Here is a 25,640-nt window from a genome sequence, read left to right as displayed (position 1 = left end):
AGACCAAATGTTTAATCATTTGTGTTGGAGTGGTATATTACGTATTAAACAACTAACTCATGGAGGCGGTAATATGTCCGTAACGACGGGTTTCATATGTGATGAAGGTTATTTCTGGCATCAGACGGGAAATGGCGCGTTGAATTTGAGTTCCGGCGGCTGGATTCAAGCTGATACCCATGCGGAAAATCCTGAAACCAAACGACGGGCAAGAAATCTATTGGAACGTACCGGGTTCATGGATGAATTAAAGCAGATTGCCCCAAGATCAGCGACGTGTGAGGAGATTGGTATGAATCATGGAACGGCATATATAGACCGGATTAAGAAATTGAGTGATGCCGGCGGAGGTGATGCGGGCGTTCACGCCATTGTAGGTCCTGATACATATGAAATCGCGCTTAAGTCTGCCGGTGGTGTTCTTACTTCGGTTGAGGCTGTCATGGAAGGCAAAGTACAAAATGTGTATGCGCTTGTGCGGCCGCCCGGTCACCATGCCGAGCCTGAAGAAGGAATGGGATTCTGCCTGTTTAACAATGTGGCCATTGCGGCTAAATACGCCCGCAGAAGATACGGGCTGAAACGCATCCTAATTTTGGATTGGGATGTTCACCATGGCAATGGAACGGAAACAGCGTTTGAAAACGATTCTGATGTTTTGTTCATATCTGTTCATCAGGAACATATTTTCCCGAAAGGCCGTGGTGACATAACATATACCGGTAAAGGACAAGGCGAAGGATACAATGTGAATATTGAATTGCCTGCAGGCACTGGTAATGAAGGTTATCTTTATGCTTTTGATCAGTTAGTTGAGCCAATCATTGAGCAGTATGCGCCGGAGTTGATTTTTATTTCAGCTGGTCAGGATGCTAGCCGATTTGATCCGATTGGACGGATGCTTTTAACCACTGATGGTTATTTTAAGTTGACCGACCGTGTCAAAAAGCTTGCTGAGAAGCATAGTAATGGTCGATTAATTGCTGCTCATGAAGGCGGATACAGTACAGTCTATGTGCCGTTTTGCACGCTGAGGGTGATCGAAGCCCTGCGCGGGAAGCATAGCCAGGTGGAAGATCCATTTGATTTCGGTTTTCATGAAGGTCCGATTTACCAGCATCAGAAAGAAGCTGTTCAGAAGGCGGCGGACGTACAAAAAGCTTACTGGACTTTAATATAAGCCGCTGGTTTATGGGTGTTAGCTGAAACCAATCATTACAATTTAAAAATGATAGCAGCAAAATGTCGTTCAGCCTGTTTGAAGATATGTTATAATGTCACTATTTAAATGTAGAAACTGGTTGAAAAAAGGAGACGTCATGTTGAAAATAGGAATCGATAAAATAGGTTTTTATGCACCTCACTTATATTTGGATATGACCAGGCTGGCTGAAAACAGAAATATTGATCCGGATAAGTTTACAATCGGGATCGGACAGGAAAAAATGGCTGTTCCGCCGATGACACAGGATGCTGTGACGCTGGCGGCCAATGCAGCTGTGGATATGCTGAATGACGTGGATAAAGAAGCGATTGATTTTGTCATATTCGGGACTGAAACCGGTGTTGACAGTTCCAAGTCGGCAGCGGTTTATGTTCATGAATTGCTCGGATTGAATCCCTATGCTAGGGCGATTGAGGTGAAACAAGCCTGTTATGGTGCGACTGCCGGCATTCAAATGGCAAAAGCGCATATCGCCATGAATCCCGGCAGCAAGGTGCTCGTCCTGGGTTCCGATATTGCCCGGTATGGTCTCAGCACCCCTGGTGAGGCGACACAGGGAGCGGGAGCAGTTGCGTTGTTAATCAGTGCGGAACCTCACATTTTGGCGGTTGAAGACGAGAGCGTTTATTTTACCGCTGATATTATGGATTTCTGGCGCCCGGTTTACTCTGATAAAGCCTTTGCGGACGGTAAATTATCAAATGAACAATATATTGCGTTTTTTTCCCGTGTCTGGGAGCAATACAAAACCAAAGCTGATCTGGAACTAAACGACTTTGCAGCTGTCTGTTATCACCTGCCATACACAAAAATGGGGTATAAAGCCTTGAAAACCGTTTTAGATGAGGGAAACGAAGAAGTGCAGGAACGATTGTTGACCAATTATAAATTAAGTACAGTTTATAATCGAAATGTCGGCAACATATATACCGGGTCACTCTATTTAAGTCTTTTGTCACTGCTTGAGCAGACGAACGAATTGACGGCGGGTGATCGAATTGGCATGTTCAGTTATGGTTCGGGAGCAGTGGGGGAATTTTTTACTGGAATTTTGCAGCCGGATTATCAGGATTATTTAAGTATAGAGCGTCATAATGCCCTTTTCGCTTCACGATCAGAGGTAACAGTTTCAGAATATGAAGCGATGTTTGACGACGCATTGCCAACGGATGGATCGGCTGTGGAACTGGAAATCGATAGTGATCCGGCGCGGGTTTGCTTGGCAGGCATAGCTGATAATAAGCGTCAATATGTCAATAAGGAGAAAAACACCACACTTTAAACCTCCGAAAACCGTCAGTAACCGGGAAACTGGCGGTTTTTAATTGGAGCGTCAGAGATTATAAATTATGCGTAACCTTAGTGAAAAAACATTGGTACTCGCTATAAGGCGAAGCAAGTTTGGGTATGTTAATAGCAGGTGATCATAATGAAGGCAAGTGAAGTGGAAACGAAACGATTTGATAAAGCATTGGATGACATCCTGGATTTGTTCAACAATCTGGAAAGCGATAAACCTGTCATTCAGTTTGAAGCCGATGTGCTTGATAAGATTGAACGTGCCAAAATGAAATACGGTGGTGACAACATCGATAAAAAAATGAATGCTGTCGTTCATGAAATGCTTTCGTGGCTTGATCTTGATGATATGCCATCAGATGATGACGAAACCAGCGCCGGTGAAGAGGGGTCGTAGGAGTTTTGGACATAACTAAGATGTCAATCCCTCTAGTCGGGTCAAAAAAAACAGACAGATTGATTATCAGAGGACCTTATGCCACTATGGTAAGATAGACACTATTTTATGAGGGGAAGGGACTATGATGAAGGGTGTTATTATAAAACAATCAAACACGTCCAACGATTTGGAATTGACCGATTTAGCTGTACCTGAGGCAAAACAGGATGAATTGCTGATAAAGGTCAGTCATGCGGCGGTCAACCGGACGGATATTCTTGCTCGGAAAGGCCAATCAAGCTATGCGACCAATCCGGTTTTGGGAATTGAAGTGGCCGGCACAGTGGTGGAAACAAATGGTAACCAGTTCGTTTCTGAAGGTGACAGGGTCATGGGCCTTGTCAATGGGGGCGGTTACGCTGAATATGCCGTAATGCCAGCTAATCGGGCCATGATTATTCCGGAAGTATTGCCGTTTTCAGAAGCAGCTGCCATCCCTGAGGTTTTCCTGACAGCTTATCAGACGCTTTATTGGATTGGTAAGCTGCAGGAACGGGAGACGGTGCTGATCCATGCCGGCGCCAGCGGAGTCGGAACAGCAGCCATCCAGCTGGCCAAGCAGTTATCGGATGCATACGTGATTGTAACTGCCGGGTCAGATAGAAAGCTTCAGTTTTGTCAGGACCTTGGAGCCGATGTCCTCATCAATTATAAAAAACAATCATTTGATGAGGCGGTTTTAGATGCGACTGACGGCAGGGGGGCTGACGTGATTCTTGATTTTATCGGGGCCGATTATTGGAATATGAATCTTGCCAGCATTAAACGTGAAGGACGTTGGGTATTAATTGGTGTTTTGGGTGGAAATGAACTGGAAAAGGTGGATTTAATGTCACTTATGTCCAAGTACATTCAGTTGACAGGGACCTTACTGACACCAAGAAGTGATGCCTACAAAGCGGAGTTGAGCCATGACTTTGCCAATAATGTACTGCCGTATATGAATAATGGGTCCATACGCCCGATTATTGACAGTGTGTTTCCAATTGATAAGGTGAATGAAGCACATCTCCACATGAAAGATAATAAAAACATCGGAAAGATCCTGCTTTATATAAGTACCGATGGAAACTGAATACAAAGACGATAGCTGCAGGCATGCATTAAGTGGTCTGCAGCTTTTCTATGACATGCTTCCATGGATGTAAATGCTTTTGGCTGACATGACCTGCGACGTCATTCAATCAAAAGCATTTTGTCGTAATATTTATCATTTGGCTGAATAATGATGTGTAACCCATTAAATTCAACGTTATAGCCATTAAATCGTTTTATAACCAATTTTCTAAAAAGTGAATTTAGTGGTAATATTATCGTATGGTAGGATAATAGACTTTGTTAACAGGAGGGGGATTCATGTGATTCGAAAAAAATTCAAAATCAGTGCTTTATTGCTTTTATTTAGTTTGTTCATTCTGCTGGCAGCCTGTGGTTCCGGCGGGGATGCCGAGACATCTGGGAATTCTGAAGGTGACTCAAAAGGAAGCAGCAATTTGAAAGACTCTTATACGGTCGCCACCGACTCATCTTTTGTGCCATTTGAATTTAAGAAAGACGGTGAGTATGTCGGATTTGATATTGATTTAATCAATGCAATTGCAGATGAAGCCGGTTTTGACATTAATCTTGAAGTCACAAACTTTGATGGTATCATTCCAGGTCTGCAGACAGGATCGTTTGATATTGCGATTGCCGGCATCAGTATTACTGACGAGCGAGCGAAAAAGATTGATTATAGTGAACCGTATTATAAATCGGGTCTGGCCATCGGGGTGCAAAAAGATAACAGTGATATTAAAGGCATTGAGGATCTTGAGGGAAAAACGATAGCCACCCGGCTCGGTTCAACAAGTTCGGCTTATATCGATGAAAATATCGAAAATGCTGATCCTAATCAGTATGAACAACTTGACCAGGCATATTTGGCAGTCGAAAACGGCAGCGCTGATGCAATCCTGTATGATGCGCCGAATGTCAATTATTATATTAAGACCGCGGGTGATAACCTGAAAGTGGTTGGCGACTTATATCAGGCTGAAGATTACGGTATTGCCGTTTCAAAAGGTAACGAGGATCTGGTGACTGCTATTGACGATGCGCTGGCGACACTAAAAGAAAACGGAAAATATGACGAAATCTATGAAAAATGGTTTGGTGAAAAACCAGAATAACCAACAGAGTCAAAAATTCAGAAGAACTAAGGCTTATCGCCATTAGTATTGATAGGTCTCAGTTCTTCTTTTTTGGCGATAAACCCAATTTTTAGAGAGGTGATCGAATGATAGGACGCTTTAATTGGGCAGGTATTATTGATTTTTTACCGCAATTATTCACGGGGTTATACTATACGTTATTAATATCCGTTATCGGACTTTTGATTGGCTTTATCCTTGGGGCGATTTTCGGTCTGGGCCGTATTGCTCACAATAGGATAATAAGAGGTATCTCCATCGTATTTATTGAAACTATCCGAGGCACTCCTGTCCTGGTTCAGGCGATCTGGATTTATTATGCGCTTCCACTCATTATCCAATTCGAACTAGGGTCTGTGACAGCCGGGATTATTGTCATTGCCTTAAACTCCGGTGCATACATAGCGGAAATTGTACGCGGGGCGGTCCAATCAATTGATCAAGGGCAGATGGAAGCGGGTCGTTCACTCGGTCTTAATCATGGACAAGCCATGCGCTATATCATCTGGCCACAGGCATTTAAGCGGATGATTCCGCCGCTTGGCAATCAATTTATTATCAGCATTAAAGATACATCATTGTTATCTGTCATACTCGTTCCGGAACTGATTTTCCAGGGACGTTTAATAGCGGCAAATCATTTTAATGCTGTCGAGATCTATACGACGGTTGCCGTCTTCTATCTTGCCATCACATTAACATTATCCTTTATTCTGCAGCGGATGGAAAGGAGACTGGATATCTGATGATTACGGTTAAAGATTTGCATAAAAAGTTTGGCGATAATGAGGTTTTAAAAGGAATAGACTGTGAGATTCAACCATCGGAAGTGATTTGTGTCATTGGTCCGAGTGGCTCCGGGAAAAGCACATTTCTCCGCTGTTTGAATATGCTGGAGCCGATCACGAGTGGGGAAGTTATAGTTGACGGCTACAACCTGAATGATTCAAAAACCGATATCAATATCGTGCGTACAGAAGTTGGTATGGTGTTTCAGCAGTTTAATCTGTTTCCACATAAAAAAGTTATCGAAAATCTTATGCTTGCCCCCCAAAAGGTACGTAAAATTACGGATAAGGAAGCACGCGAACGCTGTCTGAAATTGTTGGAAAAAGTCGGTTTGGCTGATAAAGCCGAACAATATCCACAACAATTATCCGGCGGACAGCAGCAACGTGTGGCAATTGCACGTGCGCTGGCCATGGAACCCAAGATGATGCTGTTTGACGAGCCAACATCTGCTCTGGACCCTGAACTGGTTGGTGAGGTGCTGGAAGTCATGAAGCAGCTAGCCAATGAAGGGATGACGATGTTCGTTGTGACACACGAGATGGGTTTTGCCCGTGAAGTGGGAGATCGGGTTCTGTTCATGGATGAAGGAGTGATTGTTGAAGAAGGTGATCCGGAACAGTTATTTTCTAATCCGCAGTCAGAACGAACGCAAGAATTTTTAAATAAAATTTTATAGCAAGCTTAAAAAACAGGCGGAGACCCCGTCTGCCTTGCCTTGAGGGCATCTGAAAAACCGTATGATATAACGCCGGATATGCTAAACATACGTTTATTTCCACTTATTTGGAAGCTTTTTTTAATATACCCCGGATTTTTATAAGCACATCGGTATTAAACATGTTTAACCATAATAAATGGCTATTAATGCGTTTTGACGAAAGCTACAATTCTATATATTCTTATAAAGAATGTTTTTTTAAGAACTCTAGGAGGTGGAATCATCTTAAACAGCAGTAATAGTGTCATGATTGAGCCAGAGGAACGAGAGGGAGAACTTGGTTTCCGCAAGCCAACAAAAGATGATGGATCGGAGGTATGGGAATTAATTAAACATACCGGCGTTCTGGATCTTAATTCATCATACAGCTATCTCATGTGGTGTGAGATATTTTCAGAAACATCCATCGTTGTTGAGAGAGAAGGAAACACAGTAGGCTTCATTTCAGGGTTCATTCATCCTGATCAGCCTGATACGCTGTTTATCTGGCAGGTGGCTGTCGATGACTCCGAGCGCGGCAATGGAATCGCAACCAAAATGCTGTATCATCTGCTGAAGCGTGAGGGCTGCGGTGATGTCAATCACGTGGAAGCGACTGTTTCGCCATCAAATACAGCATCACAGCAATTGTTTAAAGGACTTGCCAAAAAGCTGAATACGAAATGTGTTATTCATGACTATTTTACATCAGGTGACTTTCCAAGCGAGGGTCATGAAGACGAATTATTGTTTAAGATTGGACCTATACAAAAAGAAAAAATTTTAGTGGAAGGGTGAAATATTGACAACAACAGTAATTAAAGACGATAAAATGAAAACCTTTGAAGAGCTGGAATCAACTGTAAGAAGTTACAGCCGGGGATGGCCAACCGTTTTTGAGAAAGCTAAAGGATATAAAATCTGGGATACGGACGGAAACGAATATCTTGATTTCTTTGCAGGTGCAGGCGGCTTAAACTATGGTCATAATGATGAATCCATGCAAGCGAAAATGATTGAGTACATTCAGAATAATGGGATTCTGCACAGTCTTGATATGGGAACAACAGCGCGAAAAGAGTTCCTTGAACGTTTCAATGACGTCATTCTTAAGCCTCGCAACCTTGAATATAAAGTGATGTTTCCTGGTCCGACAGGCACGAACTCGGTTGAAAGTGCTTTGAAAATAGCCCGCAAAGTAACTGGACGTGATACGGTCATCAGCTTCACAAATGCCTTTCATGGTATGACAATCGGCTCGCTGTCTGTCACAGCCAACTCCTTCAAACGGCATGGGGCAGGAGTTCCGTTGCACCATTCGGTATCAATGCCGTTTGATGAGTATGTTGGAGATCAGGATACAATCGTTTATCTGGAAAGATTTCTGGAAGACAGGGGAAGCGGTGTGGCACTGCCAGCAGCCATTATTCTGGAAACTGTTCAAGGTGAGGGCGGCATTAACGCAGCCAGCATGGAGTGGCTGAAAAAAGTGGAAGACCTTTGCAAGCGCTGGGATATTTTGCTGATTGTTGATGATATCCAGGCTGGATGCGGCCGCACCGGTACATTCTTCAGCTTTGAGCCGGCTGGAATCGATCCGGATATTGTCTGTCTGTCCAAATCAATCGGTGGTGCCGGTCTGCCAATGGCACTGACATTGATTAAGCCAAAGTATGACCAATGGGGACCAGGTGAGCATAATGGCACATTCCGCGGTAATAACTTGGCTTTCATCGGTGCGACGCAGGCACTGACTTATTGGGAAAACGAGGACTTCAGCAAATCCATCCAGGAAAAAGGTGAGGTATTACGTGAAGGCATTGATGCCCTGATCGCTAAATATCCTGAGCTTGATGCCCATCACCGCGGCAGAGGATTAATGCAGGGAATTGCCCTTGGCAAACCTGAACTTACTGATGATATTTGTGCAGAAGCATTCCAGCGCGGACTGATTCTGGAGACAGCCGGTCCGGATGATGAAGTTGTCAAATTTCTTCCTCCACTCATTATAGATAAAGAAGCTCTCAAAGAAGGACTTAAGATTTTGGATAATAGCATCCAAGCAGTTCTTAACTAGATTGAGCGGATTAGATCAATAATGCCAGTTAAATGCTGGAGCAAAAAAGCAAAAAAAGCGAAAGAGGGGACAGCAAATGATCGTAAAATCACTTGAAGATTTAATTGGAACAGAAGACGAAACATACGATGAGAATTGGTCAAGCCGCCGATTCATCTTGAAAAAAGATGGCGTTGGCTTCAGCATGAATGATACGATTATCAAAGCCGGAACCGAAAATTTTTTCTGGTATAAGAACCATATCGAAGCAGTTTACTGTATCGAAGGCGAAGGTACTATTGAAAAGGTTGCAACCGGCGATGTCTATGATATTAAAGCAGGGACTATGTATCTATTAGACGAACACGATAAGCATATCCTTCGTGCTAAGACCCAGATGCGCATGGTATGTGTCTTCAATCCGCCGCTAGTCGGTAAAGAGACGCATAACGAAGAAGGCTATTATCCGCTGTTGACTGAATAGAGCAGGTAGGAGCAAAGCCCGGATTACATGGTAATCCGGGCTTTTTTTAACGTCAGAAAGAATAAATTATGGATGACCTTATAAGAAACGAACATGGCTACGCCTTCTCGTAATCTTACGGGAATCACTGAATTCTTCAGCGCTCCGCTATAGTTAGGCGAATAATCGCTGTAGACTGCGCGGAAATCGCTGAAGAATGAGAGAGAATCGCTATAGATTGGAGCATAATCGCTATAGATTAATGATGGGGGCCGTTTTTGGATTGATGCGATGGTCTCCAATCTTTATTTACCTTCAGTTAATTTCCTTCCCGTACAGAATCCACGGTGACGGCAATTCAAATGGATGGTTTGCAGGCAGATTCCGCGTTTTTTCCTTGGTGAGGTCCATCCATATGTAGGTTTCTTCATTCGTCTGTTGCAAAGGTTTCTGGTAGTCGGTGGCGATTGTTTCCCATAAACCGGACTGGGAAGTGATATCATGCCACGGATAGACAGCATGCAAATAGTGATGTTTCTTCTGATCGTACTTTGTGATGAGGAATCGTGTTTTCTCCGGGTTTTCGTAAAAGGACCACTGTTTCAGCTCTTCATTTTGAAATAATTCCGCTGAAGCGGGGAACGAGTAATAGCATTCATACGGAAAAATGGCTCCTGTCTGGATATAGGTCTGATGGAGCCATTCTTTTTTGCGCTCGGGATTTGTGATAGGTTGCCATGGTTCTGCTCCCGATTCCAGTACAGTTGTGTCCTTGGTTAACGCCCCATACATGGTTATGTATGGAACGAGGCCGATTTTTTCAAGGACTCGCTGAGCTGACATGTTGTGCTCCTGTGTATTCCCTCCAACCCAACGGATGCCGTTAATGTTTAATGCCTCATGCATCACATGGGAGGCGATTTCAGTTGAAAAACCGTTTCCCATAAACCGCCGATCGCTACGTAATCGTCCTAACATGACGTAAATGCCGGCGTAAAGCGAGTACCCGCCAACACTGACCAATTGATCGTCAATAAATAAGCCATACAGCCGGTTATTTTCATGTACCAGTGCATTAAACACGTACTTGATATAGTCAAACTCAAATCCTGTATCCATCGCTTTATAGTATGGATAATCGTGTTCATCCAGCATTCGGATTGTTTTTGTCATTTGGCGAACCCCCCTGCATCATTTTTCATGTAATAGGTTATCATGTCTTTGTATCGAAGTGAAACGGTTTTGATGTATAAGTGTGAATTATATTCATTTTCTCCCGAGATGGTTGCCATGGGTTTGATAGAGTCCTATAATGGAAGATATATTTCTATTAGTGCGTGTTCAAAAAGGAGGATAAAAAGGACCAAGAAGTTCGAGGCGGCGCAGTTTCGAGCAGCGGAATGTATGCTTTTAAATACATGAGCACAAGTAATGCTACCCTGAAGCCGCTTCGCACGCAGGAAAAGTGTTTTTCTTTTCCAAGGAGCGGAGAAACAAGCCAACGAAGAAATTCGAAGTGTCATTTTTACCGGACTTTTTGAACAACCTCTATTAAGAAGATGTTCGGTCAATGATCCTTTTACACACACATTTGAAGGAGATGGTGTCAGTTGCCAATTAATGTATCAAAAGAACTGCCTGCCAGTGACGCTTTAAAGCAGGAAAAAATCTTTGTTATGGATGAGGACAGGGCAAAGACGCAGGACATACGTCCTCTTAATATATTAATTTTAAATTTAATGCCGGAAAAGGAGCGGACGGAACTGCAGCTTCTGCGGCTATTGGGGAATACACCGTTGCAGGTTAATATCAATTTTCTCAGAACAGCGACACACAAGCCGACACACGTAAGTCCGCATCATTTGGAAAATTTTTATACAACATTTTATGAGGCCAAAAACCGTCGATTTGATGGGCTGATTATCACAGGGGCGCCAATCGAACACCTGGCGTTTGAGGACGTTGCCTACTGGGATGAATTAACGGAAATTATGGACTGGGCCGCCGCCAATGTAACCTCTACACTGCACATTTGCTGGGGAGCCCAAGCCGGCTTGTATTATCATTATGGTGTGGAAAAATATGATTTGCCGGAGAAATACTTCGGCATTTATGAACATCAAATTTTTGACCAGACTATTAAGCTTGTACGCGGGTTTGACGATATTTTTCATGCGCCGCATTCACGCTATACCAGTGTGTCGAGAGAAGGGATTGAGGCCAATCCGAATCTGAAACTGCTATCTGTCTCGGAACATGGTGCACCGTTTATGGTTATGTCCAACGATGCCAAAAATATTATGGTGACAGGGCACATGGAATATGATGCGACCACGCTTGCCGAAGAATTTGAACGCGATCACAATAAGGGCGTGGAGACCAATATGCCGGAAAATTATTTTCCGAACGATGACGCAGATGCGCAACCACCGCACAGATGGCGTTCACACAGTCATTTATTATTTTCAAACTGGCTGAACTATTATGTTTATCAGGAGACGCCATTTGAGTGGGACTGATGATAGAGCTGTAACTCTTTTCAAAAAGGTTACAGCTTTTTTGTAACGTCAGAAAGTATAAATTATGGATGACCTTATAAGAAACGCTTCGGCATTCGCTATAAGACGAGGGGAATGCCAAGTTTTTCTAATTGCCGGACTTAGTGGGACATATCAGCAGAAGATCAGGGGCATCAGCGTGGATATGTTTTAAACGCATCGGTGATTGTCCTCCCTATTCCAGGAGAATTCCTTTGTTTTTAAGTGCCTGGGATGCTTTATCAAGCTGGTTTTCCGTGTCGGCTTCAATTGTATGCAGATGAATCCCAGCGGTAAGTCGGGATAGGAGTGATGCCCCGGACTCGTTCAGTTCACTCAGAAATGTGTCGGCGTCAAGCCGGCTTTTTATCATTAATGAGCCTGTCATATCCCCGTATATCGGGTGTTCAACCATTACATTTCGGACGCTCACGCCATGATCAACCAGTGTGTATAGTTCGGTGGCTGTTTCCTCCAGAGTGTGGGAAACCGCAATTACTCTGGAAAATTTCGAGGATTCACCGCTATCCACATAGTAAACATAGCCGCGTGAAGTAGCGATGATAGGTTCACCTTTTGCCTTCAGCAGGGAGATATCCTGCACAATTGCTTGGCGGCTCACATTCATTTTTTGGGCTAAAATGGTTCCTGAACGCGGTTCATCGCTTTCTTTTAGCCAACCCAGGATCAGACTGCGCCTTTTTTCACCGAGTACTTTGCCATGTTCTGCCATCTTCAGCACCTCAATTTTTCCTTTTTCCCAATTATATCAAAATAAAAGCGGATGATACATGAGCGTAAAAAAAGACCTTGAATTGTTTGTTTATATATGTAATTATATGTGTAAAGACATATGTAAAGTTATTTTAAAACATGAAGGTAGGAACAAGATTTTACTTCCAAAAGCCATTTTCTTTAAGGATTAATTTTAAAAAACTTTTTTATGTTCAATATTTCACAAATAAAGGGGGAGAGTAAACAAATGGCCAAACACGTATCAAAATTAGGTTGGGGAATAGCAATAATCACACTAATCCTCGCTGCCTATATTCTTCCATATACGATTCTGACACAGGTGCACACTTGGTATGGAAGTTTTTTGCTGTGGGGAGTGATCGGAATTCTCATCATTATCGCTAATATTATGGCCACAAAGGATTGGGGGAAGTAAATTGAGTACAAATCTGGCAATTTGGGGAATCATGATTTATGTTATGTTAGCGACTGTCCTGGCGATCATGTCTCGAAAAGGCAATCGCTCAGATATGGCAGGTTTCTTTCTGGGCGGACGAAATATGAATGGTATCCTGTCGGCGCTAAGTTACAGTGCCACAACGTATAGTGCGTTTATGATGGTTGGTTTAGCAGGACTGGCGTATCAAGGCGGTGTCGGTGCACTTGGTTTCGAAATTGTTTATTTCACCGGTGTCTCGCTGGTTATTCTATTCGGACCGCGGTTTTGGAAAGCAGGCAAAAAATATGGGTACGTTTCCCCGTCGGAAATGATCGGAGGGCGGTATGAGAGCAAAAAGGCTGCGGCGGCCGTGTCGATTATCAGTTGCTTATTTTTGATCCCATATAGTGCCGTACAACTTGCAGGTGTAGGCTATTTACTGCAAGGCATTACAAACAATGCGATACCGTTTACGGCAGGTGTAGTGCTTGCGACGGTGATGGCTATCTTATTTTCCTATACAGCAGGGATCCGTTCAGTCATCTGGACAGACTCGCTTCAGGCGATCATTATGATCATCACATCCACACTTGTTGTTCTGCTGGTTGTCCAAGGGCTGGGAGGATTCGGGCAGTTTTTCGAAAATCTGAAGATAAGTCGTCCTGATGCACTGTCTGTTCCCGGAAATGGCTATTTTGATTTTTTGACATTTCTCGGACTGACATTGCCGTGGTTTTTCTTCAGTTTATCCAATCCACAGGTCAGTCAACGGTTGTTTATGCCATCATCGCTAAAAGGATTGCGGCAGATGCTGATCGGTTTTCTGATTTTTGGATTCATTTATACGTTTGTCTCCGTCTTATGGGGGTTTTCCGCCTTGCAGATGTTTCCGGATCTTGAGACGGCCGACCTGGCAACACCACAGCTATTGTCTTCTGATTTGGTGCCGCCGGTTCTGGGCGTTATTGTGATGGTTGGTATTCTGGCTGCAGCGGTGTCAACAATTGATTCGATTATGCTGACGTTATCGTCCATGTTTGCCCGTGACGTCTATGGTATTTCCAAAAGCAAACCAAGTGATCGACAGCAGTTAAGAGTTGCGAAGATGGTTATTCCGGTGATTGCTGTCCTGGCATTTGCGTTTGCTGAACTGGAACTGAACCTGATTGCGGTTCTTTCTGTCGCTGCTTCATCCGGATTAATCGTTGCTGTCCCGTCATTTTTCGGCACATTCTTCTGGAAGCAAGGGACTGCTGCTGGTGTCATCTCCAGTGTACTGGTCGGAGCGATGCTTGTGCTGGCGATTGAATTTACAGGCATCAAGCCGCTGGGACTGGCATCCGGCATCTGGGGATTACTTGTGTCGACAGCTATTTTTGTCGGTGTCAGCCTGGTAACCCCGACACCGCGGGAAAAAGCGAATGCGTTTATGGGAATTATGAAAGAAAAGCGGAACAACGGAACAAAAGCCTCATAGTACGATTTTAGTTGAAAAGCCTTTACAAAGGTTTTTTGTAACGTCAGAAAGTATAAAATATGGATGACCTTATAAGAAAAGCTTCGGCATTCGCTATAAGACGAGGCGCATGCCGAGTTTTTCTGAATTTTGGTTTTCGTTCAAGATGCAGTGCTATTGGATTGGCTCAAGTTCACATGATTTTCGCTCAAGTTCACATAATTCCGGCTCAAGTTCACACAATTTCCGCTCAAGTTCACAAATTTTCGGCTCAAGTTCACAATTTGTTCGCTTTTTTTCAGTCAAAATGACACCCAAACTTGCTAATATGGTCATTCACGAAATTTAATAAAGGATTTTGGTTAAATATGTCGAATATATAATCTGAACCAATAATTTAATAAGAAAGGTTGTGCTCAATTGTATGTCAAGCCACTAACATTCCCTCGGCATATTCAGGAGGCACTGGCTTTGGATAGGCGTATTGCTAATACTCATCCGCAAAAACTTTTCATTAGCAGGACCGCTACCAATCAATTCTCCGGTTACAAAGGTGAAAAATCACTCATTTATCATTTGAATTTTCTCCCCGAGGACGACTTCCTGATCTTCCACTACTTAAGAATTCCCGACAATAAAGGATGTTTTCAACTGGACTTTCTCCTCTTATCAATCCATTTTTTTCTGATTATTGAAGTTAAGAATATTTATGATAATGTAAGTTTTGATGAAATGGGGCAAGCGTATCGAGAATCCGCTGAGAAAGTTGAAGTTTTTGGAAATCCCGTTGATCAGGTTAATTTGCAGCACAGAAGATTATTATCCTGGCTTCGTAAAATGAACTTTCCTGCAGTCCCAATTAAAAAGATAGTTGTTTTTAGTCGGGATAATACATATCTGAGAAATTTAACTAACAATAAAATGATTTCTGATATTGTAATGCATCGGCATAAAATTCTCCCAAAAATAGATGTGTTTATAAAAAAGTATCAGTCGGAATATATTTCTGATGATCAGCTACTGGAATTATCCTACTGTCTACTTGAAGAGCATAGCCCTGAGAAATATGAAGGGATGGAAAAGTTCGGTATTACAACTGATGATTTGATAAGAGGTGTGATTTGCCCGGAATGCGGCAAGGTACCCATAGATTGGAAAAGTGGCAAATGGTTGTGCGTCAGCTGTGGTTTGAAATCGAAAACCGCTCATCGGCGGGCTTTAATTGACCATAGCTTACTGATCGGTAAGTATATCAATAACAGGGAAGCACGATGTTTTTTAAAGCTTAAATCTAACAGTATCACAAGAAAAATTTTACAATGTGAAGAATTGGATAAGATTGGAGTTGGAAGCGGGATGCGATATCGGTTGGACATTGAAAAACTTTTAGATTAGCATTTTGGCTCAGGTTGTCACAAAACAAGCTCATATATTTATGAAGTTCGTTCAGTTCACAATGACAAACAGGCTAATTTCACTATGCCGATATTTTAAACCAACGTATCAACGTTTTGTACTATAATAGATAGAAAGAATTGATTGTAAAAGGGAGTGATGGGCAATGAAGTTTTTCCATACGGCTGACTGGCATTTGGGCAAGCTTGTTCAAGGCGTCTATATGACCGATGATCAGCGTTATGTACTTGAGCAGTTCGTCAATGCCATTGAACACGAAAAGCCGGATGCGGTGATTATCGCCGGGGATCTTTATGACCGGGCGGTGCCGCCGACAGAGGCTGTACACTTATTGGATGAGACGTTGAGTAAGATCGTGCTTGAATTAAAAATACCGGTATTGGCGGTTGCGGGGAATCATGACAGTCCGAGCCGTCTTAATTTCGGCAGCAGCATCATGAAACAAAACGGATTTCACATGGCAGGTAATTTTGATTATAAACTGGAACCTGTTGTGCTGCGTGATGAATATGGTCCGGTCCATTTTCACCTGGTGCCTTATTGTGATCCGAGTGTTGTGCGCACTGTCACGGAAGACGATTCCATCCGCAATCATAATGATGCAGCCCAGACGATCGTGGAGGCGATACAGCGGCATATGGATCCTGAAGCCCGCCACGTCTACATAGGGCATGCGTTTGTTACGCCATTTGGCGAAGAGGAAGAGAACACGAGTGATTCGGAGCGGCCGCTTTCGATCGGTGGAGCGGAGTATGTGGATGCCCATCATTTTGAAGCATTTAATTATACGGCATTGGGGCACTTGCATCAGCCGCATCACGTGAGCAGTGAGACAATCCGTTATTCCGGATCTATCCTCAAGTTCTCCATTTCTGAAGCGAATCATCAAAAAGGTTATTCGGTCGTTGATATCGATGCTGCCGGAAACGTATCAATTGATAAGCGCCTATTGACACCGAGGCGGGATGTTCGAACGGTTGAAGCGACTATGGATGAGTTGTTAACGCATTCTGTGAGTGATGATTACGTATTTGTCCGGCTGCTTGATGCGGCACCGGTTTTATCGCCAATGGAGCGAATCAGGTCGGTGTATCCGAATGCGATGCATGTGGAGCGTGCCAATGAGCTGTTTTCACCCGACAGTCAGACGCAAAATACACAACGCTCAAACCGAAGTGATATGACTGATCTTGAGCTGTTCAAAGCCTTCTATCATGAAGTGAAAGGACACGAGGCATCTGATGATACGACGGCGATATTCAATGATGTATTGGATGACCTTTTAAAAGAGGCGCGTGAGGAAGCCGCGCCGAAACAAACAATAGAAAAATAGACACAGGAAGGAGGGGACCAAATGCGACCTTTGAGATTGACAATGACGGCATTCGGCCCATATAAATACACGGAAACAATTGATTTTACTGATCTGGAAGGCCATAATTTGTTTGTCATATCCGGCAATACCGGGGCAGGGAAAACAACCATTTTTGACGGTATTTGTTTTGCTTTATACGGAAGTGCAAGCGGGACAGACAGGGAAAACAATCGGATGCTCCGTAGCGACTTTGCGCCCGACGATACGCAAACCGCTATCGAGCTGGAATTTGAAATTCGTGGTAGATACTACCGGATTCTGCGTCAGCCGGGGCATATAAAGGAAGGGAATAAGACCCGGACCGGTGAACGGTATGAGTTTTATGAAAAAGTCGATGGCCGGGAAGTACCGTGTGTGGATAGGCAAAAAGTGTCGGATATCGATAAAAAAGTCGAAGCGCTTATCGGGTTGACTCAGGACCAGTTCAAGCAGATTGTCATGCTACCACAAGGGGAATTCCGCAAGCTGTTAACCTCTGAAACGGAAAATAAGGAGGCGATCTTGCGGCGACTGTTTAAAACGGAGAGCTACAATCAGATTAATCAGCTGCTTCGGGACAGAAAGAATCGCATTGAGCAGGATTTTAAGCAGGCGCAGCAGTCCAGGGATCACTTTGTCCAGAGCATTCACACGGCTTTACCCCCTCGTGAGGATTCTGAACTGTTTACCACACTCGGTTATGATTATTACAACATCAATCAGGTTGTTGCCGGACTTAAAACGGAAATAGACTACTATACGCGAAAAATATCAGATGACGACCAAGCTTATCAAAAAGCGTATCAACAGCACGACCAGAAACAAACCGAGTTCCACCGGGCAAAGGCACTGAATGACCAATTTGCCGATTTGGATAAGAAGCAGTCTGAACTGAACGGGCTTGACAAGCAGTCGTCATTTTATCATAAAAAAGAAAAACAGCTGGAAGGCGCAGAACGTGCAAGCCACCTGAACATGTACGAAAAACAGGTCACAGATTGGAAACATGATGAGCAAGTGAAACAAAAGGCTTTACAACAGGCTGAAACCACCGATAAACACGCTAAAGAACAACTTGAACGAGCTAAATCTGCGTATCAGCAAGAAGAGAATAAAAAAGAGAAACGTGAAGAAACCAAGAGGGAGCTCGAACGGCTGAATGGCTATTTGCCGACTGTAAAGGCACTGGATGAGAGGAAACGTGAGCTCACGAAACTGGCCGAAAAAGGGAGTCAGGCAGCTAAGGATCTGGAAACCACCAAAAACGATCGTCAAAAAAAATCAGAAGCAGTCGATACACATGATAGGCAGGTCACCGAACTTGACCAGACCGTCAGCCAGCTACCAGAGAAACAACAGGCTTTGATGGAGACGAGCGAACAGTATAAAACGGCACAAGGGTATGTTGATCTGCAGACAAAGCAAGCAGCCATCAAGCAGGATTTGGAACAAAAGAAAGAAGCCTTTCTGACAGCTAAACAGGCATATGATGACAAGCAGGAAGCTTGGCTGAACAATCAGGCAGTTGTCTTAGCCGGCCATTTGCATGAAGGGGATGCCTGCCCTGTTTGCGGAAGCACTGAGCACCCGAATAAAGCAAGTGATCATAGTGACATGGTATCGCGTGAGTCCCTTAATTCCCTGAAGAAAGACATGGAGGAAAAAGAGAAACATCTCCGAACAGCGGAAACTGATTACAGCACGAATGCACGTCTCTTGGCTGAAAAAGAACAAGAACTGGTGAAATTTGAAATCACGGCCGAAAAAGCAGTCAATGTACGTGATCAGCTGTTTGAAAAGGGGACTAAACTCAAGGAAGAGGTTAATACGTTAACAAAACAGCGTGAGTCGCTGAAACAGCTCAAAGCAGATCAAGAAAACGAAAAAGAAGCATTAAAACATCTGGAAACACAAACAGAACAACTTAATAAAACACATCAGGAATTGCAGTCCGATTACCGATCAGCACATGCTGTCTATAAAGAACAACTGCGGAGTATCCCTGAAGACGTCCAAACACTTGTGGCACTGCAAAAGCGAATTACCGAGGTCGATGAGCAAAAAAACAAACTTGAAAAGAACTGGGAAAACGTCCAACAGCAGTTCCAGCAGGCAAAAGAAACGGCTGCTAAAACGGCTGCAGATTTTTCAAATGCTACGAATCAGCTGGCGGAAACAAAGGAAAAACGTGCGAAAGCCGAACAGGATTTTCAGACGGCGCTGGAAAAAGCCGGGTTTGAGTCGCGTGAATCATACCAAGAGGCAAAAATGTCTGAAACAGAGCGGCAGGAATGGAAAGAAGCCATCCGCAAGTTCAATGACGATTTAACAGTGAAAAAACAACAGGTGCAGGACTTGTCCGAGGCGCTGAATGGTAAAGAACGCGTGAATCTAGCAGCACTGGAAGAAGAACTGGCATCACTTAAAACGGCTTATGAACAAGCCTATCAGACGTTAAATCAGTCGAAAGATTACAGAAACCAAGCATCGACAATTCAAGAGAACATCATCGATACGGATAACGAAGCCGTCGAGCATGAAAAGAAACTCGCAACCGTTACCGATTTGCATGATGTGTTGCGCGGCCAGAACACTCAAAAAATATCATTTGAGCGTTATCTGCAAATTGAATATTTGGAGCGGGTCATAAATGCTGCAAATTCCCGGCTTAAGCGGCTTTCCAATGGGCAATTTTCTTTGATGCGAAGCGAGCGTCAGGAGTCACACGGGAAACAAAGCGGTCTCGCTCTGGATGTTTATGATGCCTATACCGGACAAACACGTGATGTCAAAACATTGTCGGGCGGCGAAAAATTCAATGCATCCCTGTGTCTTGCACTTGGGATGTCTGATGTCATCCAGAGTTTTCAGGGTAACATTGAAATTGATACGATGTTCATTGATGAAGGGTTTGGCACATTGGATGAAGAATCTCTAAACAAAGCCATTGATACATTGATCGATTTACAAAAATCAGGGCGGATGATCGGTGTTATTTCCCATGTTCAGGAACTGAAAACGATCTTTCCTGCGAGACTCGATGTGGAGAAAACAAAAGAAGGCCACAGCCGGACGGAGTTTGTGGTGAAGTAAGCCGGGAGTTAGGAATTACATGACAGCGGGCGCCCGTATTATAAGTAAGGAACTTAACTCTGTTTCTTCGCAGTTAATTGTACGCTTCTTTAAAAATATGATAGTTTAATAGTTAACGTTGAATTTTGACAGATACATATAGGATAGGAGCGTTTGACATGAAGAAAAGTCTGATATGGCAGTTGGTTGTTGCATTTATCCTGGCCATTGCAACCGGCATCATTTTTGGCGATAAAGCACAAGTTGTTCAGCCGCTAGGGGATTTGTTTCTGCGGTTGATCAAATTTATTATCGCTCCCTTAGTACTTGCTACACTTGTTATCGGAGTTGCAAGCACAAGTGATGTGAAAAAACTTGGGAGACTGGGCGGGAAAACCGTCGCATTTTATTTGATAACCAGTATGCTCGCAATAACACTCGGTATCGTAGCCGGGAAAATTTTTTCGCCGGGAAGCGGTATTGATGTATCACTGGAGGGGAAGGAAACCCCTGAGCCTACTGAGACAGAAGGTGTCGTACAGACAATTTTAAATATTGTACCGACAAACCCGTTTGAAGCGCTGTCGTCGGGTAACATTCTGCAGATTATCTTTTTCGCATTGGCTATCGGTATCGCCATAACCCTGGTGGGTGAAAAAGCAAAGCCTGTTCAGCAGTTTTTCGAAGGTTTTGCTGAAGTGATGTACAAAATAACCGGTATGGTCATGGCAATTGTCCCGATTGGTGTGTTTGGCCTGCTTGCCCCTGTAGTGGGGGCGTATGGAGCAGAAGTATTGCTTCCGTTAATCAAGCTGATTCTGGCTATGCTTGTGGCGTGTATCATTCAACTTTTCGTGGTTTATGCACTGATTGTTAAGGCGCTTGGTAAAATAAGCCCGATTCGCTTTTTTAAAGGCGTATTTCCGGCCTCTGCGGTCGCTTTCAGTACAAGCAGCAGTTCCGGGACACTACCGGTAACGCTTAAAAGTGTACAGGAAAATCTAGGCGTATCCAAAGAGACGAGCACGTTTGTTTTGCCCTTGGGTGCTACTATTAATATGGATGGAACAGCGTTATATGTGGGGCTTTGTTCGATGTTTATTGCCCAATACTTTGGTATGGATTTAACTCTTTCACAAATGGCGACAGTTGTGCTGACTGGCACCCTCGCATCAATTGGGACGGCAGGTGTACCCGGAGCCGGTTTGATCATGCTGACGATGGCACTGAGTGCAGTCAACTTGCCGCTGGCCGGAATCGCGTTGGTCGGTGGGATTGATCGTATCCTGGATATGATGCGAACATCGGTCAATGTGACGGGTGATGCCGCGGCAAGTGTTGTGGTAGATGCAAGTGAAAAGAGGACGTTACAGGCAGAGCAGTGACAGACACATGTATCTTGAAAGAGAGAATCATGAATGAACATAAGCCGCACCAAAAAACCGGTATCCCTTATCAGGAAGCCGGTTTTTGGCGTGTGCGCTGGTGCTGCACAGGACGTCAATGTGAACGCTATCACCTTATCTATACCTCAGGATAAACAACAGTACCATCATCCTCGATAATCGGCATGGCTCCCCACTGCCCCAGTTTATGTGGTATAAGCTGGGTTTTTCCATTTGACTCCATGATGTGATAGACATTCCAGCCGTTCGCGGCCAGCCAGTTGCTGATCAATAACCGGTGGCAGCGGGAAGGGTGGCGTTCTGAACAGCAATATGCAACGTTGTGGAAATGAGCGGTTTGTGTCAGTTCCCGGATCCCTTTTTGAAATACATCAGTCAGTGTAAAATCGGCATAGTTATGAAAGGATTGATTGTTCCAGCCACTGTTTAATTCGTGCTGGATGTCCTGTGACTTATTCCGTCTACCGGTCAGTGCTTGAAAATGCTTGTACTGGATGCCGGCAGCAGGCAGCCATTCCTGCATGTTTTCGCTTGAAAATTGTGGATGTTTTCTGCTCGCCGGGAATGCTCGGAGCCTTGGACAAAAGTAGTTTTATTAAGGAAAAACCGAACTAACTAGAGCGTATACACCGCTCTGGAAATATACTTCGCTTTCCGCGGGCGGCTGTTGAGCCTCCTCGTGCTGACGCACTACGGGGTCTCACCGATGCCTTTCCTCCCGCAGGAGTCTACGTATATTTCCTCCGCTAAAACGGAGTATCGTTCGTCTTTAGTATTGTATATCTTAATTCTGTCCAAGGCTCCTAGGACATCCGCCAGCATATCAATACCGACAACGTGAAGCATTTCAGTAAATCTTTCTTTTGAATGCGTGGAATGCCCGATAGTATAGATGGTCATGGAAACTATTCCCCCAGCCAAGAGTGATATAAATTTGTCTTTGCGTATTTTTACTATTATAGTTAACACAATGCGGATTTTCAAAAATTCGGGGATATATTCGAAATGGTTCGTCAGATTTCACGGTGTTTAACCTTGGTTAGAAAAAGGGAAATAATAATTATCCGTAGCTCGTATCACATACGATAAGTAAGGGGGTGACAACAATGCTTGGAAGACGGATCAGGCATACAAAACGATACAGGGAGATTGTAAACGTACTTGTGAAAAATGGTTTCAGTCATTTCCTGTTCCGGGCAGGTTTAATTGACCGCGGCCTTACAAGCGGCGAGGGTTCAGATGAAATTAATGCAAGCATGAAAAGTGTGGGGAAACGTCTGCGCCAAGCCTTGCAGGAGTTAGGGCCAACAGCCATTAAACTCGGTCAGATAGCAAGTACCAGATATGATACACTGCCGCAGGAGGTCACATCGGAGCTGGAAAAACTGCAGGATCACATAGCTGTTCTCGACTTTTTTCATATTCAAAATACGATTGAAACAGAAATGGAGGCCCCCCTTGAAAACTCATTTGCGCATGTGGACCGTGAGCCGCTTGCGACTGCTTCAATCGGACAGGTTCATACAGCCCGTCTTTTAAGTGGTGAGGAGGTTGTGGTCAAAGTGCAGCGTCCAGGACTCAAGCCTAAAATGGAAACAGACTTGGAAATCCTTCGCAACATCGGCAATATGCTCGAGGAGAGAACGGCCTGGGCCCAGCGCTACAGAGTTTGCGACATTATTGATGAGCTGTCTGAAACACTAAGGAATGAGCTGGATTACATATTGGAAGGACGCAACGGCGAACTGATCGCACAACAATTTGACAATGAAGCATTTGTTAAGTTTCCGGAAATATATTGGGAACTGACAACGGAAAAAGTACTGACAATGGAAAAAATCAGCGGTATCAAGGTGTCAAATAATGAAGCGCTCGAACACGAAGGCTATGACCGGAAGATAATCGCCAAGCGTCTTGCGGATGCGATGTTAAAGCAAATATTGGATAATGGCTTTTTCCACGCCGACCCGCATTCCGGCAATGTACATATTTTGCCGAATAACACGATTGCGTTTTTGGATTTCGGGGAAACAGGGCATGTCAGTGATAATCTTAAACGCCATTTTGCTGCGATTATCGTCAATCTGCATCAGGGTGACAGCAGCGGTATGATCAAAACATTTTCCAGAATGGATCTGATTGACGAACGAACCGACATCGAAGCGCTAAAACGTGATCTGGATAAGCTTCATCAGCAATATGAAAATGTGAAGCTGAAAGATCTCAGCCTCGGACGGATTATCATCGGGATATTTAATGTTGTATATCACCATTATATTAGGGTGCCGACCGAAATGGTTATCATCAGCAAGGCGATTTTAACACTTGAAGGTGTACTCGGAAGGCTTGACCCGGAATTCAGTCTATCGCGTGCAGCAGAACCGTTTGCACGGAAATTGATGCTGAAACGCTATCATCCTTGGGAAATCTTACGTCATTCAATGCATGAAATTGGGGAAAACATCGATATTTTAACCGATCTGCCCAGGGATTTTAAAGATGTTATGTCCGTTTTGAAAAAAGGCCGGGTCGGTCTGGATATTAATGTAAAGCATGTCAACGAAGTCATGCGCCGTCTTGATAAAATCAGCAACCGGATTGCATTCAGCATCTTGATGCTCGCATTCAGCATTATTATGGCAGGCCTTATCGTCGGTTTGGCAGTCGTCGGACAGAACACGGTCATTTGGGATTTGCCAATTATCGAGATCGGCGCTATCATTGCGTTATTAATGTTTTTAATGATGGTCTTTATTATTATACGATCAAATCGAATGTAGATGTTGTGTATGTTTAAGAGCGGGGACAAACGGCAGTAGCCATTTCACATGATGTTAATAAAAGATTCGATTCGGAATGAAAGTACTTGTAGCCGGCGCAAATGGATATACCGGCCGATTACTTATTAAGTTCGTTGCCAAAACAATGATTGCGGCTATCCAGGAACCAAATGCATTTCATAAAGCGTTCGAAATGGTATCCGGTGATACACAAATCGAAGAAGCATTGAAAAGTTTATAAATAAATGATTTTGACTAAAAGAGGTTGTTCAAAAAGTCCGGTAAACATGACACTTCGAATTTCTTCGTTGGCTTGTTTCTCCGCTCCTTGGAAAAGAAAAACACTTTTCCTGCGTGCGAAGCGGATTCAGGGTAGCATTACTTGTGCTCATGTATCTAAAGGCATACACTCCGCTGCTCGAAACTGCGCCGTCTCGAACTTCTTGATCCTTTTTATCCTCCTTTTTGAACACGCACTAAAAAGAAAAATTCCTAAGCAGACAAGCTTGGGAATTTTGCATTTTAAATCACTGATGAACGCAGTAGACAAAGATAAAATGGCCAGGTATTATATTCCAGTTTTAGTAAACACTATTGCCTGACACATCTGATAATAGGAGTGACAGCAATATGTTAAAACTGGAAACAGACATTGAAGGAAAAAAAGCTTATTTCGGTGACGTTTACAGGATATTCCGGTCCAACGGCTACACGCTATGCGGCAACTGGGAGTATGACCGCGGTAAATTCGATATGGTATTATGCCGGGAGGGCGGCGAAACCATCTATATTAGAATTCCGTTTAGTGTTATCGAAGGTGAGCTTGACGATGCAAAAGCTTACCTGCAGTTCCGCACACCATATGTGATTAAACATGTGGTCAATACCGGACTTGACTGGGATGAAAACTCCATGCTATCAACCACGGGTTTCAACCAATTTCAGAAACCGCTTGATAAAGACGGCAATATCGTGGATAAGAGCCGGTGGGAGGCAGCAGGTGAAGACGTGGTGCAAGATATGGTTCATTCGCTGGATATGCGAATATCCTGAACAAGATAAACGGATCAAAAGTTCCCAGTTGAAATAGTCAATTGGGAACTTTTTTGTAACGTCAGAAAGTATAAATTATGGATGACCTTATAAGAAAAGCTTTGGCATTCGCTATAAGGCGAGGCGAATGCCGAGTTTTTCTAAAAAGATCAGAAAGTATATAATTTTTAGCCCTATTGATACTTCGTCGAATATTGCCACGTCCGGCTCTAGCACTAATGCTGTAGCG

At 43.7% G+C, this 25,640-nt stretch carries 22 protein-coding genes and 1 pseudogene; 20 read left to right on the top strand and 3 right to left on the bottom strand.

What is annotated here, in order from left to right; all coding sequences use genetic code 11:
* Window positions 1–73 precede the first annotated feature (73 nt).
* The 10 genes from IEW67_RS12795 (at window position 74) to IEW67_RS12750 (ending at window position 9,184) form a co-directional block, all read left to right on the top strand.
* The gene (locus IEW67_RS12795) at window positions 74–1,180 is read left to right on the top strand and encodes a histone deacetylase-like amidohydrolase (RefSeq protein ID WP_188633467.1); all 1,107 of its coding nucleotides are present in this window, start codon (window positions 74–76) and stop codon (window positions 1,178–1,180) included.
* A 142-nt stretch (window positions 1,181–1,322) separates the two neighbouring features.
* Window positions 1,323–2,507 carry a hydroxymethylglutaryl-CoA synthase gene (locus IEW67_RS12790; protein ID WP_188633475.1) on the top strand — a complete coding sequence of 395 codons (1,185 nt, stop codon included), beginning with the start codon at window positions 1,323–1,325 and terminating at the stop codon, window positions 2,505–2,507.
* Between the two features lie 147 nt (window positions 2,508–2,654).
* Window positions 2,655–2,921, top strand: a complete 267-nt coding sequence (locus IEW67_RS12785; RefSeq protein WP_188633466.1) for a hypothetical protein — start codon at window positions 2,655–2,657, stop codon at window positions 2,919–2,921.
* A 127-nt stretch (window positions 2,922–3,048) separates the two neighbouring features.
* Window positions 3,049–4,038 carry an NAD(P)H-quinone oxidoreductase gene (locus tag IEW67_RS12780; protein ID WP_188633474.1) on the top strand — a complete coding sequence of 330 codons (990 nt, stop codon included), beginning with the start codon at window positions 3,049–3,051 and terminating at the stop codon, window positions 4,036–4,038.
* Window positions 4,039–4,321: 283 nt separating this feature from the next.
* A complete protein-coding gene (locus IEW67_RS12775) occupies window positions 4,322–5,134 on the top strand; it encodes a transporter substrate-binding domain-containing protein (protein WP_188633465.1) in 813 nt (270 codons plus the stop codon).
* A gap of 107 nt (window positions 5,135–5,241) precedes the next feature.
* Entirely contained in the window at window positions 5,242–5,901 is a 660-nt protein-coding gene (locus tag IEW67_RS12770; protein WP_188633464.1) for an amino acid ABC transporter permease, read from the top strand.
* Entirely contained in the window at window positions 5,901–6,623 is a 723-nt protein-coding gene (locus IEW67_RS12765; RefSeq protein ID WP_188633463.1) for an amino acid ABC transporter ATP-binding protein, read from the top strand. Before IEW67_RS12770 ends, IEW67_RS12765 begins: the two co-directional genes overlap by 1 nt.
* A gap of 288 nt (window positions 6,624–6,911) precedes the next feature.
* Window positions 6,912–7,442 carry a diaminobutyrate acetyltransferase gene (ectA, locus tag IEW67_RS12760; RefSeq protein ID WP_188633462.1) on the top strand — a complete coding sequence of 177 codons (531 nt, stop codon included), beginning with the start codon at window positions 6,912–6,914 and terminating at the stop codon, window positions 7,440–7,442.
* 4 nt (window positions 7,443–7,446) lie between these two features.
* Window positions 7,447–8,721 carry a diaminobutyrate--2-oxoglutarate transaminase gene (gene ectB, locus IEW67_RS12755; RefSeq protein ID WP_373288538.1) on the top strand — a complete coding sequence of 425 codons (1,275 nt, stop codon included), beginning with the start codon at window positions 7,447–7,449 and terminating at the stop codon, window positions 8,719–8,721.
* Between the two features lie 76 nt (window positions 8,722–8,797).
* Window positions 8,798–9,184 (top strand): ectoine synthase, encoded by a 387-nt coding sequence (locus IEW67_RS12750; protein WP_188633461.1) that lies wholly within the window; start codon window positions 8,798–8,800, stop codon window positions 9,182–9,184.
* A gap of 294 nt (window positions 9,185–9,478) precedes the next feature.
* Here the strand turns inward: IEW67_RS12750 and IEW67_RS12745 are convergent, their stop codons facing one another.
* A complete protein-coding gene (locus IEW67_RS12745) occupies window positions 9,479–10,336 on the bottom strand; it encodes a GNAT family N-acetyltransferase (protein ID WP_188633460.1) in 858 nt (285 codons plus the stop codon).
* A 437-nt stretch (window positions 10,337–10,773) separates the two neighbouring features.
* On the opposite strand from IEW67_RS12745, the gene metA reads away from it, so the two are divergent.
* Window positions 10,774–11,682 (top strand): homoserine O-acetyltransferase MetA, encoded by a 909-nt coding sequence (metA, locus tag IEW67_RS12740; protein ID WP_188633459.1) that lies wholly within the window; start codon window positions 10,774–10,776, stop codon window positions 11,680–11,682.
* A 214-nt stretch (window positions 11,683–11,896) separates the two neighbouring features.
* On the opposite strand, the gene IEW67_RS12735 is transcribed toward metA, so the two are convergent.
* On the bottom strand, window positions 11,897–12,433 hold the full coding sequence (locus IEW67_RS12735; protein ID WP_188633458.1) for a transcription repressor NadR: 537 nt from the start codon (window positions 12,431–12,433) through the stop codon (window positions 11,897–11,899).
* Between the two features lie 249 nt (window positions 12,434–12,682).
* Here IEW67_RS12735 and IEW67_RS12730 point away from each other — a divergent pair, with 249 nt between their 5' ends.
* The 6 genes from IEW67_RS12730 to IEW67_RS12705 all read left to right on the top strand — a co-directional run bounded on the left by IEW67_RS12730 (window position 12,683) and on the right by IEW67_RS12705 (window position 21,557).
* The gene (locus tag IEW67_RS12730) at window positions 12,683–12,871 is read left to right on the top strand and encodes a hypothetical protein (protein ID WP_188633457.1); all 189 of its coding nucleotides are present in this window, start codon (window positions 12,683–12,685) and stop codon (window positions 12,869–12,871) included.
* 1 nt (window position 12,872) lies between these two features.
* Window positions 12,873–14,351, top strand: coding sequence for a sodium:solute symporter family protein (locus tag IEW67_RS12725; RefSeq protein ID WP_188633456.1), 1,479 nt, complete (start codon window positions 12,873–12,875; stop codon window positions 14,349–14,351).
* A gap of 450 nt (window positions 14,352–14,801) precedes the next feature.
* On the top strand, window positions 14,802–15,725 hold the full coding sequence (locus IEW67_RS12720) for a nuclease-related domain-containing protein (RefSeq protein WP_188633455.1): 924 nt from the start codon (window positions 14,802–14,804) through the stop codon (window positions 15,723–15,725).
* A 166-nt stretch (window positions 15,726–15,891) separates the two neighbouring features.
* On the top strand, window positions 15,892–17,079 hold the full coding sequence (locus IEW67_RS12715; RefSeq protein ID WP_188633454.1) for an exonuclease SbcCD subunit D: 1,188 nt from the start codon (window positions 15,892–15,894) through the stop codon (window positions 17,077–17,079).
* A 21-nt stretch (window positions 17,080–17,100) separates the two neighbouring features.
* Entirely contained in the window at window positions 17,101–20,193 is a 3,093-nt protein-coding gene (locus tag IEW67_RS12710) for an AAA family ATPase (protein WP_188633453.1), read from the top strand.
* Window positions 20,194–20,351: 158 nt separating this feature from the next.
* On the top strand, window positions 20,352–21,557 hold the full coding sequence (locus IEW67_RS12705) for a dicarboxylate/amino acid:cation symporter (RefSeq protein ID WP_188633452.1): 1,206 nt from the start codon (window positions 20,352–20,354) through the stop codon (window positions 21,555–21,557).
* A gap of 139 nt (window positions 21,558–21,696) precedes the next feature.
* Here the strand turns inward: IEW67_RS12705 and IEW67_RS12700 are convergent.
* Window positions 21,697–22,137: pseudogene (locus IEW67_RS12700) on the bottom strand (DUF488 domain-containing protein); the annotation flags it as partial.
* 547 nt (window positions 22,138–22,684) lie between these two features.
* Here IEW67_RS12700 and IEW67_RS12695 point away from each other — a divergent pair.
* From IEW67_RS12695 to IEW67_RS12685, 3 genes are all read left to right on the top strand, one after another.
* Window positions 22,685–24,358: an ABC1 kinase family protein gene (locus IEW67_RS12695; RefSeq protein WP_188633451.1), complete on the top strand. Its 1,674-nt coding sequence runs from the start codon at window positions 22,685–22,687 to the stop codon at window positions 24,356–24,358.
* A gap of 76 nt (window positions 24,359–24,434) precedes the next feature.
* Entirely contained in the window at window positions 24,435–24,599 is a 165-nt protein-coding gene (locus tag IEW67_RS12690) for a hypothetical protein (protein ID WP_229671832.1), read from the top strand.
* Between the two features lie 389 nt (window positions 24,600–24,988).
* Complete coding sequence (locus tag IEW67_RS12685) at window positions 24,989–25,411, top strand: YugN family protein (protein WP_188633450.1); 423 nt, start codon at window positions 24,989–24,991, stop codon at window positions 25,409–25,411.
* Window positions 25,412–25,640 lie beyond the last annotated feature (229 nt).

It is taken from the genome of Lentibacillus kapialis (assembly GCF_014646635.1).
In the GTDB taxonomy this organism is placed as follows: Bacteria; Bacillota; Bacilli; order Bacillales; family Amphibacillaceae; genus Lentibacillus; species Lentibacillus kapialis.
Note: the sequence above shows the minus strand (reverse complement) of the source record. Positions and strands in the feature narration are given on the sequence as shown.